Raw genomic sequence first — 17848 nt, 5'->3', positions numbered from 1 at the left:
AAAATAAATAAGAGTTATATTATAGAAATATAATATAACTCTTATTTTACTTTTTATATATTATTTAGTCACAAGCATAGTGTACTTGTTGCGTTTAAGAAATATTTGATTTATAGTGGCAAAGGGAAAACAGTGGGGAAAGGTCATTTATGGAATTAATTTCTCGTATTCCTGGCTATCCATGTGGTTCAATACAATTATGACAAAAATACCCTACAAAGTAGAGTCAGTTAACTTTGAGACAATTATGCCTCTTTTTTTAACTGTATCCCTTATAGGGTCCATTTTATACTTGTATAATATGATTCTTATTTTATTTTTTATGTCCTATTTAATAATAAGTACTATCAAAATTTAACTTGTTTATCCATTATTTTTATACTCATAGAAAAACTTTATTTCCCATGTAATCCTTCTTTACTTTAACATATTAAATGTCCTACTTGTCACGGAATAACTCTAAAAGGTTTATATAATGATTGGCTTCTCTAAGGACATGATCTGCCAAAAGCGGAACAATTATTGACTTGATTTTACAATTTAAGAGTCCTTCAGTAGCCTGAGTCTTAAATTCTCTAATCTTAATAGTTTGTCTTAAAGTGTTATCCGTAAGGCCAGATAACTCTAATGAAGATTTATTCACAGCAGATGCTTCTTTTCTTAGTGTTTCAAATTCTTTCCCAAAATTATTTGATATATCGAATAGTTCCACTTCAATAGGATCTAATAACCCTCTAATAAAGTAAGAATGCTCTGACATTATTCTGTTCCAAAAGGTTTCCTGTTCAACTATATCTCTTTGCACATCAATCTCAATACCATTTTGTAATCTTGTTAATAACGTTGCAAAGAATATTGCCTCCCTAAGTATATGATCTATTAACAATGGATAAGCGGTAGTAAATACCTTGCAGGATAAAACATCGCTTTTAAGTTTGGCTTTGAATTTAGCAATCATATTAGTCGCTGCTATAGAATTGTAATTCAGCGCATAAACATGTTCAGTTAACATGGATAGGTTCATATTATTCATTCCAGGTACTAATGAGTTCTCCATAGCAGTTACGCTTGAGTCTATAAAAATTCCAGTAGCAAATTGAGTCGCCCTCTCAGCATCCATTGTATATTTAGTCGAAATTTCATTTGCCTTTAACACTCTAACAGGAATTACTCCGTCAGACAAGGATATTGCATGTGAAAGCAATCTAGTAAATTCATTTTTAAAGGCATCCGCTTGATTGATTAAATTTCTATCCTTTATAACAAATGCTGCCTCCAAAAATATGGAGTGCTCCTTCATTATTCTTAGAAAGAATAGATTTAACTCTAAAGATTGATTTATAAATTTTTGATTTGATATCATAACATACTCCTAAATTATTATTTCATCATTAATAATATATTCAGAATAAATGTATTAAATGATTATAAAAATAATATTTTACAACAACTTTTATTTCAATCATAATACTCTTGATGAAACTGTGACGTCCAAAGGTCTGATGGACAATAAATCACCGAAGGCTTTCACCGTAAAATAACCCCATACTATTATTGTATGGAGTATACTAATTTTATAGATGAAGCTTATTGAATTTTGACGTAGATCTTTCACTCCATATTATCACTTTCTTTGTAGTGATTTAACCTGTTAACGGCTGGGCCTTCTATAATATCGCCTTCAAAAGTAAATCTTGATCCATGACAAGGGCAATCCCAGGATTTTTCCGCACTATTCCATTTCAGTTCACAACCTATGTGCGTACATGTTATATCAACTATATGCAGTTTTCCATTTTTGTCCCTATATGCTCCATACCTTTCTCCATCAATCTCTACCATCTTTCCCTCATCATTTTTTAATTCAATATTATATTGTCCAACTTGAAGTTTTCCCTTTATTAATTGCTTTGCAACATCAAAATTCTCCTTAGCAAAATTCTTAATCCCATCAGTTGAAATATTACGCGATGGATTATATACGTCTTGATAAGGACTTACCTTATTAACTATAATATCCCTTAGTATATTCGCAGCCGCTGTTCCATTTGTCATTCCCCATTCACCATAACCTGTAGCAACATAAATATTTTCTGATGAAGAAGTAAGATTACCTACATATGGCACACCATCTATTGTTATATAGTCTTGAGTCGACCATCTATACAAAAATTTTTCAATACTAAAGTTTTTTTCAGCATACTTTTCTAAATTAACATAATGTTTTATCATATCACCACCATGAGCAGTTTTATGATCTTGGCCCCCGATAATTATCATCTGGACATCCTTATACTTTTGTGAACGAAAATACCAACCTTTCTCCCCTGCATCTACAAATGTACCTTTTGGCAATTCATCCTTTATTTTTGCAGTTATTACATATGACCTTTGTGGTCGAAGCCTTGCAAAATACAGCCCTAACCCATCATAAAAAGGAAAATGTGAAGCTAAAACAACTATTGGAGCTATTACTTTAAAGCCTGTGTCTGTTATTACAGTGTATAAATCATCATGTTCAATATCTACAGCTCTGGTATTTTCATATATGTTACAATCATTGCTAGAAATGTTTTTAGCAATTTCAAGGAGGTATTTTCTAGGGTGAAATTGAGCTTGATTTTCAAAACATAATGCACCCTTTATTGAAAATGGCAAATCCAACTTTTCAACATATTTTGCTTTTATACCTAGCCTTTTAGCAGCTTCTGCTTCTTCCTTAATAGTATCTATATAGTTTTCATCCGTTGTATAGATGTATGCTGGTAGCCTACAAAAATCGCAATCAATATTATATTTTTTTACCATACATTCTATAAAATCTATTGCCCCTTCATTAGCATCTGCATACTGCTTAGCTTTTTCAATTCCCACACTTCTAATTAAATTACTATATATTATATCATGTTGTGAAGTAATATAAGCTGTGGTGTGCCCTGTAGCTCCCTTGGCTATTTTATCTGCTTCAATTAACGCAACTTTGAACCCTTCATTTTTTAAAAGGAGAGCAGTTGTTATGCCTGTAATACCTCCCCCTATTATTGCTATATCAACTTTAACATCTTTTTCTAAAGCTTTATAGTTTGTTTCATTAGTTGAATCAATCCAATAAGATTTTGATTTTAATTGTTTATTAATACATACATAATTTTTTTCATCCATAAAATTACTTCCTCCCTTTAATAATAAAAGAACAATTTTATTTTGTGTTTACAAATTAAAAATATGTACATTAAAAATTATGTCACAAATTTTCAAAAAAAGATTGATAGAAAATATAGAAGTAGTTTGTGCATGTCACGGGTGAATAATATTGTATCTGTATTGATTTAATGTGATGAAAATGGTTAAGAGGAGCATAAGCTCCTCCTAACCATTTTAAAAATATTCAATATTCAAATATAATTTATTATTTGCTGTTTATTACAAAAATGTACTAACTATAAATTTTAATTTTTAATGCTCTCACTCCAGCGATTATATTGCTCTTCCTGGTAGTATAGCATCTAGTATTCCAATGACTATTGAAGCAAATATTGCACCTATCATAGATACTCTCATCCCAGGTACTAGGAATTGCGCTATATATAATATTATAGCCGCTATTACAAACCCTTTTATTCCCTTCCCAAAAGGCGATGCATCGACGCGCATAAGTTTTTCCACTAAATAATCTATTAAAGATATAACTACCGCCGCTAATATAATTGACCGTAGACCCACAAGTACAAAACCTGGTGTTAAAAATGACGTTATAGCTAATATAATTGAAGTTACTACAAATCTTATTATCATACCTGTTAAGCTATTAAAAGCACCTTTTTTCTCTTTATTTTCCATAATTAAATTACCTCCTTATTTAAATTTTTTTATACTTATATGTTTACCAAGAAGCTGAAATTTTATTATGAAAAATAAACAAACATTATTTCACTAACTATTACCATAAAATAAAAATTATAAATTAATAAAAGCTGTTAATAATATAAGTAGTAATTAATAAGAAAGTGTTACCGTGAATGACCATTTAATAACCAGTTACAGCTATCTTACTTCTACCTTCCATTAAAACTACATTTTAAAAATTCTTTTATACTTGATACTCAATTAACTTTATAAAGTGAACACAGAAATCATGCTTACTTATATTTGACAAAAAATATTAATCACCGTATAATTATGCATATTTCCCATTTTAAATATAGCAAATGTTACAACCATTTTAATTATTATGTTATATAAGCCTAAGAACAAAGGAGTATACAAGATGAAAAATCAAATCATTAATGAAATTGAAAATATAAAAGAAGATCTATTGGAAATAAATGATTATATATATAATAACCCAGAATTAGGTTGTGAGGAATTTAAAGCGGTTGAAAAATTAACATCTTTTCTTGAAGAACATTCTTTCAAAGTCGATATTAATATAGCAAACAGGGAAACTGCATTCAAAGCTATATATGACAGTAACCTAAAAGGTCCAACCATTGCATTTTTGTGTGAATATGATTCATTACCAGGAATAGGACATGGCTGTGGTCACGACATGATAGGAACAATTAGTGCCGGAGCAGCTGTTGCTTTAAGCAAAGTAATAAGCCAAGTTGGTGGGAAAATAGAAGTATATGGAACCCCTGCCGAGGAAACATTTGGTGCGAAAGTTGATATGGTTGAACAAGGAGTATTTGACAATGTTGATGTTGCTATGATGATGCATCCGTATGGCAAGACATGTTCAAGTGGATCATCCTTGGCTATGGAAGCACTAGAGTTTGATTTTACAGGAAAGTCAAGCCACTCTGCAAGCACACCTGAAAATGGAATTAACGCACTGGATGCTGTGCTATTAATGTTTAATGGTATAAATGCAATGAGACAACATGTGACCTCAGATGTAAGAATACATGGCATTATCAGCGAAGGTGGTGTAGCTGCCAATATAGTGCCCGATAAGGCTGTTGCAAAATTCTACATAAGAGCCCAGAAAAAGGCCTATCTTAAAGAAGTGATACAAAAGGTGAAAAACATTGCAAATGGAGCCGCACTCATGACTGGGGCGAGTGTAAAAATCAGCTTATATGAGCCCTCTTTTGATGATATGAATACTAATAAAAATTTATCTGATGCATTTAATGAAAACTTGAGAATGTGCGGTATAACAGATATCAACCCACCAGAAAATATCGGCTCACTAGATATGGGAAATGTAAGTTACATTGTACCATCAATACATCCTCTGCTTGGAATAGGAAACCCAAAATTGAACTTACATACCGATGAAATGGCTAAAGCAACAATAACGCATCAGGCCCATAATTCTTTGATTATAGGGGCTACGGCACTCGCTTGTACTGGGTACGATGTTATTACTGATAACAACCTGCTTTCCATGATAAGAAAAGAGTTTGATGACAGTTTAAAGTAATCATTCCTAATAAAAAGCAAGAGCATTAACTTACTGTATAAATATGCACAAAAACATATAATAAATGTATGTCTCATGAAAATAAAAAAAGAACAAAAATTGATATCGTAACAACGAATCAATATATAACTTCATTTTTCCCTATTTAACCCTTTAATTTTTGTGATATTTTGATAATACGATAATAAAGGTATACTCAAGCCATATGCTTTAATTTCGTATTTTCTATTAATTGTCAATCCCCAGTACACATCTTCAGAATGAATTTTAAATTCTAATAAACTATTAGCATCCTCAAATACCTTTATATCGCCATTCTCCATTTGTGCATAAATTAAATACCTATCAATATTATCATGTCTTATTATTCGTTTATTTGCAATGGTTACTGTATAAGTATTTCTAAAAAAATGCGGAAAGAATATACCTACGCCTACCATTACAATAATGATAATTATTATTTTTCCAATCTTAAATTTCGAAAAAAATCTATCCCTAAATTTATAAGAAATGTTTTTTATCATAAAATCTCCTTTATTTTAATAAATTCATTTACTTTAATTGTTACTCCTTTTTCTAGATATTAGAACATAATATATATAAATTTTTTCTAAACTAATTTTGTTTTAATACATAGCATAAATAAATGGATTGAGGTAAACTAGAACATTATCCAATCTACAGACTTTTTGAATTTATAAACATTATATTGATTTTTAATCTATTTTAATTTATTATTAGTATATATAGAAATTTATGGAAGGATGTTTGCAATGAAAACTTTCAATAAAGATATCGGAGCACTTGGTGAAGATATATCAGAAAATTATTTAGAAAATTTAGGATACAGAATATTAGATAAAAATTTTAGATGCAAATGTGGTGAAATTGACCTAATAGCAATAAATAAAGGCTATATTTGCTTTGTCGAGGTGAAAACTAGATATGGAATACATTATGGAACACCCGCTGAATCGGTTACCTCCTCTAAACAGAAGAAGATTTGTAAAACAGCTCAAGTATATATTTCTAGAAAAAATATTATTGACTACAATTTCAGATTTGATGTTGTAGAAGTTATGTTGAATAATGATAATAATAATTTTTTAATTAATCATATTGAGGACGCTTTTCAATTATAATTTTAGATAAAAAATAAAAATAAAAATTAAAATATATTTTAATTTTTATTTTCGTCTAAAATATTTTTCAAAAAACTTTTTCTATGTATTGGAATAGTTCCGTATTTTTTTATTGCAAGCACATGTTCTTCTGTGCCGTAACCAACATTTCTATCAAATCCGTAATTTGGGTATTCATTATGATACTGTGCCATCAGTTCATCTCTATATACTTTTGCAATTATAGAAGCACACGCTATGCTTATACTTAATGCATCTCCCTTTATTACAAACTCATTTAAATCTGAAAAGTTTTTTATTTTATAACCATCTGATAATACTAATTCTGGTTTAATAGTTAGCCCCGCACAGCATTCTATAAATACTTGATTATTGCACCAACCAATGCCTTTTTCATCAATCTCTTTATTGTCAATAGCAATAATTTTATAGGCTAAGGCTCTTTCTTTAATAATATGAGCTAGCTCTTTTCTGCTAGATATTGATAATTTTTTAGAATCGTTAGCTCTTAAGATTAAATCTCTATCCTCGTTTGATTTTAAATCTAATACTACTGCCGCTGCAACTATAGGTCCAGCTAAAGGGCCTCTTCCAACTTCATCTACTCCAGCAACATATTTATAGTCCCCAAAGCTTCTATCAAATTCGTACATTTTTTTTACTCTCTGAATTTCCTTTTCTTTTAGCTCAATCATTCTAGATATTTTAATACCTAATTTTTGAACGGTTTTCCTCTTGTCTTGTAATAGCATATTAGATATGATTTGCTTATCACCATCAGAGAAATCGTTTTCAGCATTCTCTAAACTCAACATATATGTAGATATTTCCTTGTAACTCATGTCTGAAAATTTAATATTAAATTCCATGGTATTGTCTCCTTACTATTTCTTAATAGTGTTATTTAGGCATCTTAAAAAACAAGTATAGCACTAACGTTTTTTTAAGATGCTCTATTTATTTTTTAAAATGCCTACCTGTTTTCAGATAGGAATTGCATATGATTTTTTTATATAAAAATTTAAACTTTATCTAGTCTTTCTAATGATATAGGTCCTAATTTTCCACCTCTAAATTCATCTAAAAGCATAACTGCGACTCTATTATAGTCAATATTACCTCTAGAAATTACTGACCCTCTTTTTTTAGCAATATTATCTAGATTGTCTAAAGGATTCTCCATAATCTCATCAAGTTTATATCTTTCCATTAGCCTTTCTCCATTATTAACTTGTAGTCTTTCTACTAATCTAAGTGCTAATTCCTCTATATCTATGACTTCATCTTTTACAGCACCTGTAAATGCCAAATTAAGTCCAACTGTCTCGTCTTCAAATCTAGGCCATAATACACCTGGAGTATCCATTAATTCTATACCTAAGCTAGTTTTTATCCATTGCTTGCTTTTAGTAACTCCCGGTCTATCACCAGTTTTAGCAATATTATTTTTTCCTAATTTATTTATAAAAGAAGATTTACCAACATTAGGTATACCAACTACCATAACCCTCGTAACTATGTTAACTAATCCTTTTTTTCTTTGTCTATCATGTTTTTCTTTTAATAACTCATCAAGCGTAATCTTTATACTTTTTAGACCTTGACCTGTAATACAATTTACAGCCAATGGCTTTATAGTATCAGTTGTAAGCTTTTTTATCCAGTCTTTGGTTACTTTGTCTTCAGCTAGATCACTTTTGTTTAGTAAAATGACTCTAGGCTTATCTTTACATATCTCATCAATTTGTGGATTGGCGCTTGATTTAACTATCCTTGCATCTCTAATTTCTATTACAGCATCAACAAGTTTTAAACTCTCTCCAATTTGTCTTCTTGTCTTAGCCATATGACCTGGAAACCAATTTATTGTCATTGCCATACTATTTAATCCCTCCCATTTTATTGAATGGATAAAGCCTTATAACCGCTTTTCCTTCCAACAGATTGAGTTTTACAAACCCAACATCACTACTACGACTATCTTTACTGAAATTTCTATTATCTCCGAGGACAAAAATTGAATCTTGTGGCACCAAAACTTCATTATAGTCTTCCATAAAATTTTCATTTTTATAGTGCTCATTAATAATTTCATCATTTATGTACAATATATTGTTGTTAATTTTAACTTTATCTCCAGCAACTGCTATAACTCTTTTTATTATTCTTTGACTTATATCAGCAGGGTACTTTATTACTACAATATCATTTCTCTTAGCCGATGTTATTCTATATGATACTTTTTCAATTATTAATTTATCATTATTTTGCACCGTAGGAACCATAGATTCGCCATTCACTGTAACTATTTGGAATAAGAAATTTATAATAAATACAGCGATTAAAAGTGAAATTGCTATAGATTTTACTACTGCAAAAACTTCTTTTGTCAATATATTCACCTACTTAATAAACTACTTAAATTACTTAATTGAAAACTTATGAAGAATATTTACACCTAAGTTTAATTATCTTTAAAAGTAAAAAGGGACTTTTCAGCCCCAATTTTATTTTCTCATTCTTTCTTTAACTTTTGCAGCCTTACCAACTCTATCTCTTAAGTAGAATAGTTTAGCTCTTCTAACTTTACCTAGTCTTACAATTTCAATTTTCTCGATTACTGGAGCGTTTACTGGGAATGTTTTTTCAACACCAACACCAGATGCTACTCTTCTTACTGTGAAAGTTTCTCTTAAACCGCCGTGTTGTCTTTTAAGAACGGTTCCTTCGAATACTTGGATTCTCTCCTTGTTACCTTCACTAATTTTGATGTGAACCTTAACAGTATCACCTACACTAAATTCTGGTAAGTCAGTTCTGATTTGTTCTAATTCTATTGCTCTTATAATTTCTAACATGTGCATTCCCTCCTAAAATTTTATTGTGACGTTCATGCTTATTATAATATAACAGAGGACCGTCCGTACTAGCACAAACTATATTTTATCATAAAAAAATATATATATCAACATAAAAACACTTTTTATACTTATATATAAGATATTTTTAATTTTAAATAACTCTCCGGAAATTAATTAACCACCTGTAAAAAATAACTAGTCAGTATACTAGTACATTTATACTTATTGCTTTCTTTCAAAAGCCTTACTTAATAGTTTTTTATCTTCCTTCGTAAGATTAAGTTTTTGAAATAAATCTGGTCTTTTTTCTTTAGTTATTAAGAGTGACTGCACTCTTCTCCATTTTCGTATGTTTTCATGGTGTCCTGATGTCAATACCTCTGGAACCTTTTTACCCTCAAAGCATTCTGGTCTTGTATACTGAGGATATTCTAGTACGCCATCATAAAAGGATTCTTCTGTGAAACTCTCCGGGCAAGATAATACCCCTGGAATTAATCTACAAATACTATCGACTATAGGAATACATGCCATTTCTCCGCCTGTCAAAACATAATCACCTAAAGAAATCTCCATATCTATATAGTCATAGGTTCTCTCATCAATACCTTCGTAATGTCCACATACAAATATTAATTCTTTTTCCGTGCTGAGCTTTTTTGCAATATCTTGGGTAAAAGTAATACCCCGTGGCCCCAAAAATATTACCTTTCCACCATTATGCAATTTAACATCATTAATACAGTGAACTAGCGGTTGAGTTTGCATTACCATACCTGCTCCTCCACCATAAGGAGTATCATCTACCTTTTTATGTTTGTTTATTGCATAGTCCCGAATATTACGAGGAGAAATCTCCAGTATATTTTTCTCTATGGCTCTTCCAATGATACTATAATTAAAAATATCAAACATTTCAGGGAATAGAGTTAGAATGTCTATTTTCATTCTTGCCATTCTTTTATTGGCTTAATTATTATTTCGCGTTTATTAATGTCTATACTAACTATAATATCCTTAAGCACTGGAATTAGCACTTCTTTATTTCCCTTAACCCAATATACATCATTACCCGGAGTATGAAGAACATCATATACTTTTCCAAGTTCTTCTCCGCCCTGCTCGAAAACATTGCAATTTAATAAATCAGCCACATAGTAACTATCCTCAGTCAGTTCAACTGCATCTTCTCTTTTAACCATCAAGTACTTATTTCTATACAATTCTGCTTGCTCTATGCTGTCTATACCTTCAATTTTAAGTATTGCGTTAGCTGCTTGAAGTTTGCAACCTTCAATTTTTCTAATTTCACCATCAATATACACACTTTTTAATTTTTTAAATCTTTCAAGACTATCCGTTAGCGAAAAGACTTTAACTTCACCCTTTAAGCCATGTGTCTTGCCTATCTTACCTACGCTCATAAAATCTTCCATTTAAAATCCTCCTTTCAAAATCACTTATATAAATAACTAAAACTCAAAATTTAATTAAAATAAGAGTTAGGCAGAACCTAACTCTTACTTTATTTCAACAACTACTTTTTTATTTTCTTTAACAGCAGCTGCCTTAACAACCGTTCTAATAGCTTTAGCTATTCTACCTTGTTTACCTATAACTTTTCCCATATCCTCATGAGCTACAGATAATTCAAGAAGTACTGCATGCTCATGTGCTACTTCGTTTACTACTACCATTTCTGGTTTATCAACTAAATACTTTGCCAATACTTCAAGTAACTGTTTCATGGAAAACTCCTCCATTCATTACTTACAAACTTTTCTAGTTGACTGCTATTTTGCTAAGTAACCTTTTAACTGTATCAGATGGTTGTGCACCATTTTTCATCCACTTAGTTGCTTTTTCAACATCAATTTTAATAGTAGTTGGCTCTGTTGTTGGGTTATAGTATCCTATTTCTTCTATAAATCTTCCATCTCTAGGAGCTCTTGAATCTGCAACTACTACTCTATAAAATGGAGCATGTTTAGCACCCATTCTTTTTAATCTTATTTTAACTGCCATGTATAATCACCTCCTTAAATTTAATCATTGCTCAAGTAGTTTTATTAAAAAGGCATTTTACCAAACAGACCTTTTTTACCAGGTTTTTGGAATCCTTTTGCTTGCTTCATAAATTTCTTTGCCATTTCAAAATCTTTTAACAGCTTATTTACTTGCTGTACCAATGTGCCTGACCCATTAGCAATTCTCTTTTTTCTAGAAGAAGAACCACTAATTAAACTAGGATGCGTTCTTTCTGATATAGTCATTGATTTTATGATAGCTTCAACTTTTCCCATTTCTTTTTCGCTTTGAGACAAATCTACACCCTGTAATTCTTTTTTATTTACACCTGGCATCATTTCAACCAATTTATTCAATGGTCCAAGCTTTTTCATCTGTTGCATCATTGCTAAAAAATCATTTAGATTGAATTCTTGAGATAGCATTCTGCTTCCAAGTTCTTTTGCTTCATCTTCATTTATAGCTTCCTGAGCTTTTTCTATTAATGAAAGCACATCCCCCATACCAAGTATTCTTGATGCCATTCTATCTGGATAGAAAACTTCCAAATCATTCATTTTTTCGCCAACACCAACGAATTTTATAGATTTACCAGTTATTGCTTTAATTGATAAAGCTGCACCACCTCTTGTATCACCATCTAACTTAGTCAAAATTATTCCAGTTATATCCAGCTGCGAATTAAAACTATCTGCTACATTAACTGCATCCTGACCAGTCATAGAATCTACAACAAGCATTATTTCGCTTGGCTTAACACTTGATTTTATATTTTGAAGTTCCTCCATTAAAGTTTCATCTATATGAAGTCTTCCTGCTGTATCTATTATAACTACATTATTACCATTATCTTTAGCAAAGTCTAATGATGCTTTTGCTATATCTACAGGGCTCACATTCTCTCCCATGGTAAAAACCGGAACATCAATTTGTTTTCCTACTACCTGTAATTGTTTAATTGCAGCTGGCCTATATACATCACAAGCAACCAATAGTGGTTTTTTGTTTTTTCGTTTCAGTGAAAGGGCAAGTTTCCCACCCATTGTGGTTTTACCGGCACCTTGAAGACCAACAAGCATTATAACTGTTATCCCATTTATAGAAAACTCTAACTTACTTTCTGAATTACCCATTAAATCAGTTAACTCATCATTAACAATTTTGATGACCTGTTGCCCTGGTGTTAAGCTTTCTAATACTCCATTACCTAAACACTTTTCGCTAACATTTTTCACAAAATCTTTAACCACTTTATAGTTAACATCTGCTTCAAGCAATGCTAATTTTACTTCTCTCATAGCATTTTTAATATCTTTTTCGGAAAGCTTACCCTTACCTTTTAATTTTTTTATGGTATCCTGTAACTTAGAAGATAACCCTTCAAAAGCCATAATAAACCTCCTAAATGTTTTCAATAATCTGGGTTTTTATATCACATATAATCTTATTTATATTTTCATCTTTTATATTAACTTGTAAGTTATCTAATTTTGATATAATGTCTTTTAAAGTTTCTTTTAGTTCATGATTTTTATTTAATAACTTTAATTTTTCTTCATATACTAAAAGCACATTATCAGATCTTTTAATGGTATCATGAATAGCTTGCCTGCTAGTATTATTTATCTCTGCTATTTCTGATAAAGAGAGGTCATTATTAAAATACATATCCATTATGTTTCTCTGCTTTTCAGTAAGCAATTCACCATAAAAATCTAATAATAAAGAAATTTCAAATCTTTTTTCCATTTCATCACCTTGCTCACAAGTCATATATTATCAGATTTTAAATGCAGTGTCAAGTAGTTTTACTTAACAGGTCAATATTTTTATATGAACCAGTGTCTTAGATCTACATTTTAAAATAAAGCCTCTACGAAATCCTTTGAATTAAACTCTTGTAAATCATCTACACCTTCACCAACGCCTATATATTTAACCGGTATATCAAGTTGATTTTTTATTGATATTACAACGCCACCTTTAGCCGTGCCATCTAATTTAGTTAGTATTATACCATCTATAGGACATATCTTCATAAATTGTTTAGCTTGCTCAACTCCATTTTGTCCTGTTGTACCATCAATTACTAATAAAGTTTCCATATGGGCCTCACTATACTCTCGCTTAATCACCCTATTTATTTTTGCTAATTCATCCATAAGATTCTTTTTATTATGTAGCCTACCTGCCGTATCACAAATTAGAACATCAACTTTCCTTGCTTTGGCTGCTTGAACAGCATCAAAAACCACAGCCGCAGGATCAGACCCCTCTTGATGTTTTATTAATTCCACGCCTGCTCTACTGCTCCAAATCTCTAACTGATCAATTGCTGCCGCTCTGAACGTATCCGCTGCAGCAATGAGAACTTTATATTTCTTGTCTTTTAGCGATGCAGCGATTTTACCAATGGAAGTGGTTTTACCAACACCATTAACCCCAATTATCAAAAGTACCTCCGGTAGATTTGCATGTTGTATTGGGTTTTCATTTTCACCTAATATGTCAATCAAAACTTCTTTTAAACATGGCCAGATTTCTTCTGGTTCTTTTATTTTGTCTTCCTTCACCTTTTTTTTAAGCTTTTCAATGACATGAATAGAAGTCTCTACCCCTATATCTGATGTGATTAATATTTCTTCTAGTTCCTCATATAATTCATCGTCAATTGTAATGGCTAAGTTTAGTACTTCACTGACTTTTTCTGTGATGCTATTTCTTGTTTTTGCTAGTCCGTCTTTTAATTTTCCAAAAAAATTTCCAAACATTTCTACTCCTCCTTGTTTATTTTTTGTAACAAAGTAATTATTATAAATAATTTTACTTATTCAAATGCACAGATACTATTTTTGACACTCCCTTTTCCTCCATGGTAACCCCATATAATACATCTCCAGCTTCCATAGTTCCCTTCCTGTGAGTTATTATAATAAACTGAACATTATCCGAAAATCTCTTTAAAAATTCAGCATACCTAACTACATTCGCATCATCAAGTGCTGCTTCAATTTCATCTAAAATGCAAAAAGGTGTTGGCTTCATCTTTAATATTGCAAATAATAATGCTATTGCGGATAAAACTTTTTCTCCACCAGACATTAAACTTATGTTTTGAAGTTTTTTCCCTGGTGGTTGAACATTAATATCAATTTTGGCAGTAAGTTCGTCGCCTTCTGTAAGTATTAAATCTGCACTTCCACCCTTAAATAATTCCGTGAAGGTTTCATTAAAATTTTGTCTTAATATAATAAAATTTTCTGCAAATATTTGTTTCATTTTTTCAGTCATTTCACCTATTACAGTTAATAATTCGTTTTTCGCTAAAACCAAATCTTCTTTTTGACCATTCATAAAAGTGAATTTATCTTTAACTTCTTTATATTCTTCAATCGCACTAACATTAATTTTACCAAGCATTGATATTGCCGCTTTTAGTGCTATTATTTCCTTTTTAAGCTTATCAATGTCTTCAATTTCATTTTTAAATTGCAATGCTTCCGCATATGTTAATTCAAAGTCATCGTTCAGTTTCTGATAGTAAGTATCCTTTTCCATTTTAACTTTCGCAAGGGCTAATTCACATTTGTGCATTTCTTTTTCGGTTTTTTCTAGCACTTGCGAAACATTTTCTAAATGCTCCACACTTATTTTTATATGCTCTTTAATTTTAATTCTTTTAATTTCATTGTCTTCAAATTTTTTTTCCGTTTTTTCTAGTATACTCATTATTTCTTTTACTTTTACTTCGGCACTTTGAATTGAAAATAAATTTTTGTTTTTATTTTTCATGGATTCTTCTATTTCTCTAGAAAATACAATTATTTTTTCATTATATACCGATATTTCATCATTTAATCTTTGAATTTCAGATCGCTTATTATGTATTGTTTCATCAATTTGAGCTTTTTTTATCTTAGCATCAATAATTGATTCTTTTATATTTTCAATTTCTTGCAATTTATCTTTTAATTTAAAATCAACCTTGTTAAGACTTTGTTGTATTTCATCTTTCGCATGAATAAATTTAGCAACAGATTCATTTTTTTCATCAATTTCTTTATTTCCCTTTTCAAGTTTACCCTCTTCTAATGACTTTTCAGTGTTTAGAGCCATTATATTGTTTTTTAATCTGTTTGTTTCATTAATTATTGAGCTTACTTTAGCTTCCACCTTCGTTACTTCAATATTTTCAAAGTGAACCTTATCCTTTAAATTTAAGTTTTCTTCGTTTAACCCTAAAATTTCAGATTTGCTTTGTTTTATTTTTTCCAAGTAAATAATTGATTCATCTTTTAACACATCTAAATCCTTAGCCAACTCTTTTATTTCTCTTTTTCTACCAATTATGCTTGAAGTCTTTGAATATACGCTTCCACCAGTTAACGAACCGCCAACGTTTATAATTTCTCCTGATAATGTAACGATTTTATATCTAAAATTATTTTTTTTAGATATTTGGAGGGCCGAATTCATATCTTTACATATAATTGTCCTACCTAAAATAAATGCAATAACTTCACTAAATTTCTCATCATAACTTATTAATTCATTTGCCATTCCAACAAATCCAGGATTGTTTTTAGTTTCATTATCAATTGTAAGTCTTTTACCCTTAATAATGTTTAAAGGTAAAAATGTTGCTCTTCCGAGATTGTTTACCTTCAAAAAATCTATTAATAATTTTGCCACGGTTTCATCTTTAGTTATTATATGTGATATAGATCCCCCCAAGGCAATTTCTATAGCTACTTCTAAATTTTTTTCCACCTTTATAATTTCTCCAAGTACAAAACACTCACGAATATTTCCTACTTTACCTTCATTCACGTGTTGCATTAAATTTTTTACCGATTTATTATAACCTTCATGCTTTTTTTCCAAAGTTGTAAGTACATTAAAATTAGCTTCTGTTTTATTAATTTTAAAATTACAATTTTTCATAGTTCTTTCATTAAACGTTAGAATGTTTTGTAATTTATCACTTTCTTTTTTATTATCCCTAACCTTACTTTCATAGCGAACTATTTTATCTTTAAATTCTTCCATTTGACTTTCAAATACTGTTTTTGTATTCGCATTGATTTTTATTGAATTGTCGAAATTTTCAATGTTATTTTTCAAAGTATCAATTCTTTTTTTAGAGATATCCATGTTATTTTTTAAAATTAATAGATTATTGGTAAATTCAATAGTTTTATCAATGCTGCTTTGCTCTTTTTCCTTAAGAGTTTTAGCTTCATCACTTTCAATCGCTATATTTCCCTCAATACCCTTAATTTTTATTTCTTCATATTGAATTTTTTCTACTATTTCCATTTGAGTATTTTTTATAATATTCAAAGAATCTTCTGATACATCCTTATTGCGTTTAAATTTCAATAAATTTTTACGAATAATATCGCTCTCATTTGATGTTTTATCAATTGCTTTTGCTAAATTATCTATTCTTTCATTTAGTATCTTTATTTCAGAGACATTATTTTGGTAAATCAACTTATTGTTGTAATATATTTGTTTTTCTTCTCGGTTTTTATTTTCAAATGTTTCAAATTCACTGTTCCAGTATTCAACATCTTTCTTAAATTGGGTTTTTCCCTTTGTGCTTTGTATTACTTCGCCATCTAATTCAGTACCTTCATCGTGTAATCTTTTAATTTTTTCTTCAACCTTATTAATGGAGTCAATAATTATGCTAACCTCTTTGCTTTTTAATTCTTCAAAAAGTTTTAAAAATTTCTTTGCCTTTTCGCTTTCATTCATTAATGGTTCTAGTCTTTCTTCATAAGTGCTTAAAATATCTTCTATTCTAATCAAATTTTGATCTGTACTATCTAATCTCTTTTCTGCTTCTTCTTTTCTTGTTTTAAACTTAACAATTCCTGCAGCCTCTTCAAACAATTTTCGTCTTTCCTCAGTTTTACCACTTAAAATAGCATCAATTTTACCTTGACCAATAATTGAGTATCCTTCTTTTCCTATACCAGTATCCATAAAAAGCTGTTGAACATCTTTTAATCTACAAGATGTATTGTTTATTAAATATTCGCTTTCTCCTGAACGATATAATCTTCTCGAGATTGTAACATTAGAATAATCAATGTCCAGTCCAGAATCGCTATTATCCAAAATCAAGGAAACTTGCGCCAGGCCAACCGGTTTCCTAAACTGTGTGCCAGCGAATATAATATCCTCCATTTTATCTCCTCTTAAGTTTCGTGCACTTTGTTCTCCGAGGACCCACCTAACAGCATCAGATATATTGCTTTTACCACTTCCATTTGGCCCAACTACTGCCGTAATTCCCTTCGTGAATGTTAACTCTGTTTTATCTGCAAAGGATTTAAATCCTCTTATTTCAATAGATTTTAAGAACATTAAAACACTCT

At 30.2% G+C, this 17848-nt stretch carries 18 protein-coding genes; 2 read left to right on the top strand and 16 right to left on the bottom strand.

The features are described from left to right. Nucleotides 1-439: 439 nt before the first annotated feature. The 3 genes from KTC92_RS01770 to KTC92_RS01760 form a co-directional block, all read right to left on the bottom strand. Nucleotides 440-1363, bottom strand: a complete 924-nt coding sequence (locus KTC92_RS01770) for a DUF2935 domain-containing protein (protein ID WP_220285902.1) — start codon at nucleotides 1361-1363, stop codon at nucleotides 440-442. Between the two features lie 248 nt (nucleotides 1364-1611). Further along, a complete protein-coding gene (locus tag KTC92_RS01765) occupies nucleotides 1612-3162 on the bottom strand; it encodes an FAD-dependent oxidoreductase (protein WP_220285903.1) in 1551 nt (516 codons plus the stop codon). Between the two features lie 315 nt (nucleotides 3163-3477). Next, entirely contained in the window at nucleotides 3478-3840 is a 363-nt protein-coding gene (locus KTC92_RS01760) for a phage holin family protein (protein ID WP_165414002.1), read from the bottom strand. Nucleotides 3841-4267: 427 nt separating this feature from the next. Here KTC92_RS01760 and KTC92_RS01755 point away from each other — a divergent pair, with 427 nt between their 5' ends. Next, the gene (locus KTC92_RS01755; RefSeq protein ID WP_216302549.1) at nucleotides 4268-5428 is read left to right on the top strand and encodes a M20 family metallopeptidase; all 1161 of its coding nucleotides are present in this window, start codon (nucleotides 4268-4270) and stop codon (nucleotides 5426-5428) included. 131 nt (nucleotides 5429-5559) lie between these two features. Here the strand turns inward: KTC92_RS01755 and KTC92_RS01750 are convergent, their stop codons facing one another. Continuing rightward, a complete protein-coding gene (locus KTC92_RS01750) occupies nucleotides 5560-5952 on the bottom strand; it encodes a DUF1523 domain-containing protein (protein ID WP_216302548.1) in 393 nt (130 codons plus the stop codon). 249 nt (nucleotides 5953-6201) lie between these two features. On the opposite strand from KTC92_RS01750, the gene KTC92_RS01745 reads away from it, so the two are divergent. Further along, nucleotides 6202-6570 carry a YraN family protein gene (locus KTC92_RS01745; RefSeq protein WP_216302547.1) on the top strand — a complete coding sequence of 123 codons (369 nt, stop codon included), beginning with the start codon at nucleotides 6202-6204 and terminating at the stop codon, nucleotides 6568-6570. 38 nt (nucleotides 6571-6608) lie between these two features. Here the strand turns inward: KTC92_RS01745 and KTC92_RS01740 are convergent, their stop codons facing one another. The 12 genes from KTC92_RS01740 to smc form a co-directional block, all read right to left on the bottom strand. Beyond that, complete coding sequence (locus KTC92_RS01740; RefSeq protein WP_369811891.1) at nucleotides 6609-7412, bottom strand: ribonuclease HII; 804 nt, start codon at nucleotides 7410-7412, stop codon at nucleotides 6609-6611. A 179-nt stretch (nucleotides 7413-7591) separates the two neighbouring features. Further along, nucleotides 7592-8443: a ribosome biogenesis GTPase YlqF gene (ylqF, locus tag KTC92_RS01735; RefSeq protein ID WP_220286023.1), complete on the bottom strand. Its 852-nt coding sequence runs from the start codon at nucleotides 8441-8443 to the stop codon at nucleotides 7592-7594. Between the two features lie 7 nt (nucleotides 8444-8450). Further along, nucleotides 8451-8963, bottom strand: a complete 513-nt coding sequence (lepB, locus tag KTC92_RS01730; RefSeq protein ID WP_220285905.1) for a signal peptidase I — start codon at nucleotides 8961-8963, stop codon at nucleotides 8451-8453. A gap of 114 nt (nucleotides 8964-9077) precedes the next feature. After that, on the bottom strand, nucleotides 9078-9428 hold the full coding sequence (gene rplS, locus KTC92_RS01725) for a 50S ribosomal protein L19 (protein ID WP_165414008.1): 351 nt from the start codon (nucleotides 9426-9428) through the stop codon (nucleotides 9078-9080). 225 nt (nucleotides 9429-9653) lie between these two features. Beyond that, nucleotides 9654-10379 (bottom strand): tRNA (guanosine(37)-N1)-methyltransferase TrmD, encoded by a 726-nt coding sequence (trmD, locus tag KTC92_RS01720; protein WP_216302545.1) that lies wholly within the window; start codon nucleotides 10377-10379, stop codon nucleotides 9654-9656. Further along, nucleotides 10376-10867, bottom strand: coding sequence for a ribosome maturation factor RimM (gene rimM / locus KTC92_RS01715; RefSeq protein WP_165414010.1), 492 nt, complete (start codon nucleotides 10865-10867; stop codon nucleotides 10376-10378). The genes trmD and rimM overlap by 4 nt, the downstream gene beginning before the upstream one ends. An 84-nt stretch (nucleotides 10868-10951) precedes the next feature. Further along, nucleotides 10952-11179 (bottom strand): KH domain-containing protein, encoded by a 228-nt coding sequence (locus KTC92_RS01710; protein ID WP_165414011.1) that lies wholly within the window; start codon nucleotides 11177-11179, stop codon nucleotides 10952-10954. A 34-nt stretch (nucleotides 11180-11213) separates the two neighbouring features. Next, nucleotides 11214-11456 carry a 30S ribosomal protein S16 gene (gene rpsP, locus KTC92_RS01705; RefSeq protein WP_165414012.1) on the bottom strand — a complete coding sequence of 81 codons (243 nt, stop codon included), beginning with the start codon at nucleotides 11454-11456 and terminating at the stop codon, nucleotides 11214-11216. 44 nt (nucleotides 11457-11500) lie between these two features. Beyond that, complete coding sequence (ffh, locus tag KTC92_RS01700; protein ID WP_216302544.1) at nucleotides 11501-12850, bottom strand: signal recognition particle protein; 1350 nt, start codon at nucleotides 12848-12850, stop codon at nucleotides 11501-11503. A 10-nt stretch (nucleotides 12851-12860) separates the two neighbouring features. Further along, entirely contained in the window at nucleotides 12861-13208 is a 348-nt protein-coding gene (locus KTC92_RS01695; protein WP_216302543.1) for a putative DNA-binding protein, read from the bottom strand. A 110-nt stretch (nucleotides 13209-13318) separates the two neighbouring features. After that, nucleotides 13319-14230 carry a signal recognition particle-docking protein FtsY gene (gene ftsY / locus KTC92_RS01690; protein WP_216302542.1) on the bottom strand — a complete coding sequence of 304 codons (912 nt, stop codon included), beginning with the start codon at nucleotides 14228-14230 and terminating at the stop codon, nucleotides 13319-13321. A gap of 52 nt (nucleotides 14231-14282) precedes the next feature. Further along, nucleotides 14283-17837: a chromosome segregation protein SMC gene (gene smc / locus KTC92_RS01685; RefSeq protein ID WP_220285906.1), complete on the bottom strand. Its 3555-nt coding sequence runs from the start codon at nucleotides 17835-17837 to the stop codon at nucleotides 14283-14285. Between the last annotated feature and the right edge of the window lie 11 nt (nucleotides 17838-17848).

Origin of the sequence: Clostridium sp. CM027, assembly GCF_024730565.1 — a bacterium.
In the GTDB taxonomy this organism is placed as follows: Bacteria; Bacillota; Clostridia; order Clostridiales; family Clostridiaceae; genus Clostridium_AD; species Clostridium_AD estertheticum_B.
The sequence above is the reverse complement of the archived record's forward strand: the minus strand, read 5'-3'. Positions and strand labels throughout refer to the sequence as shown.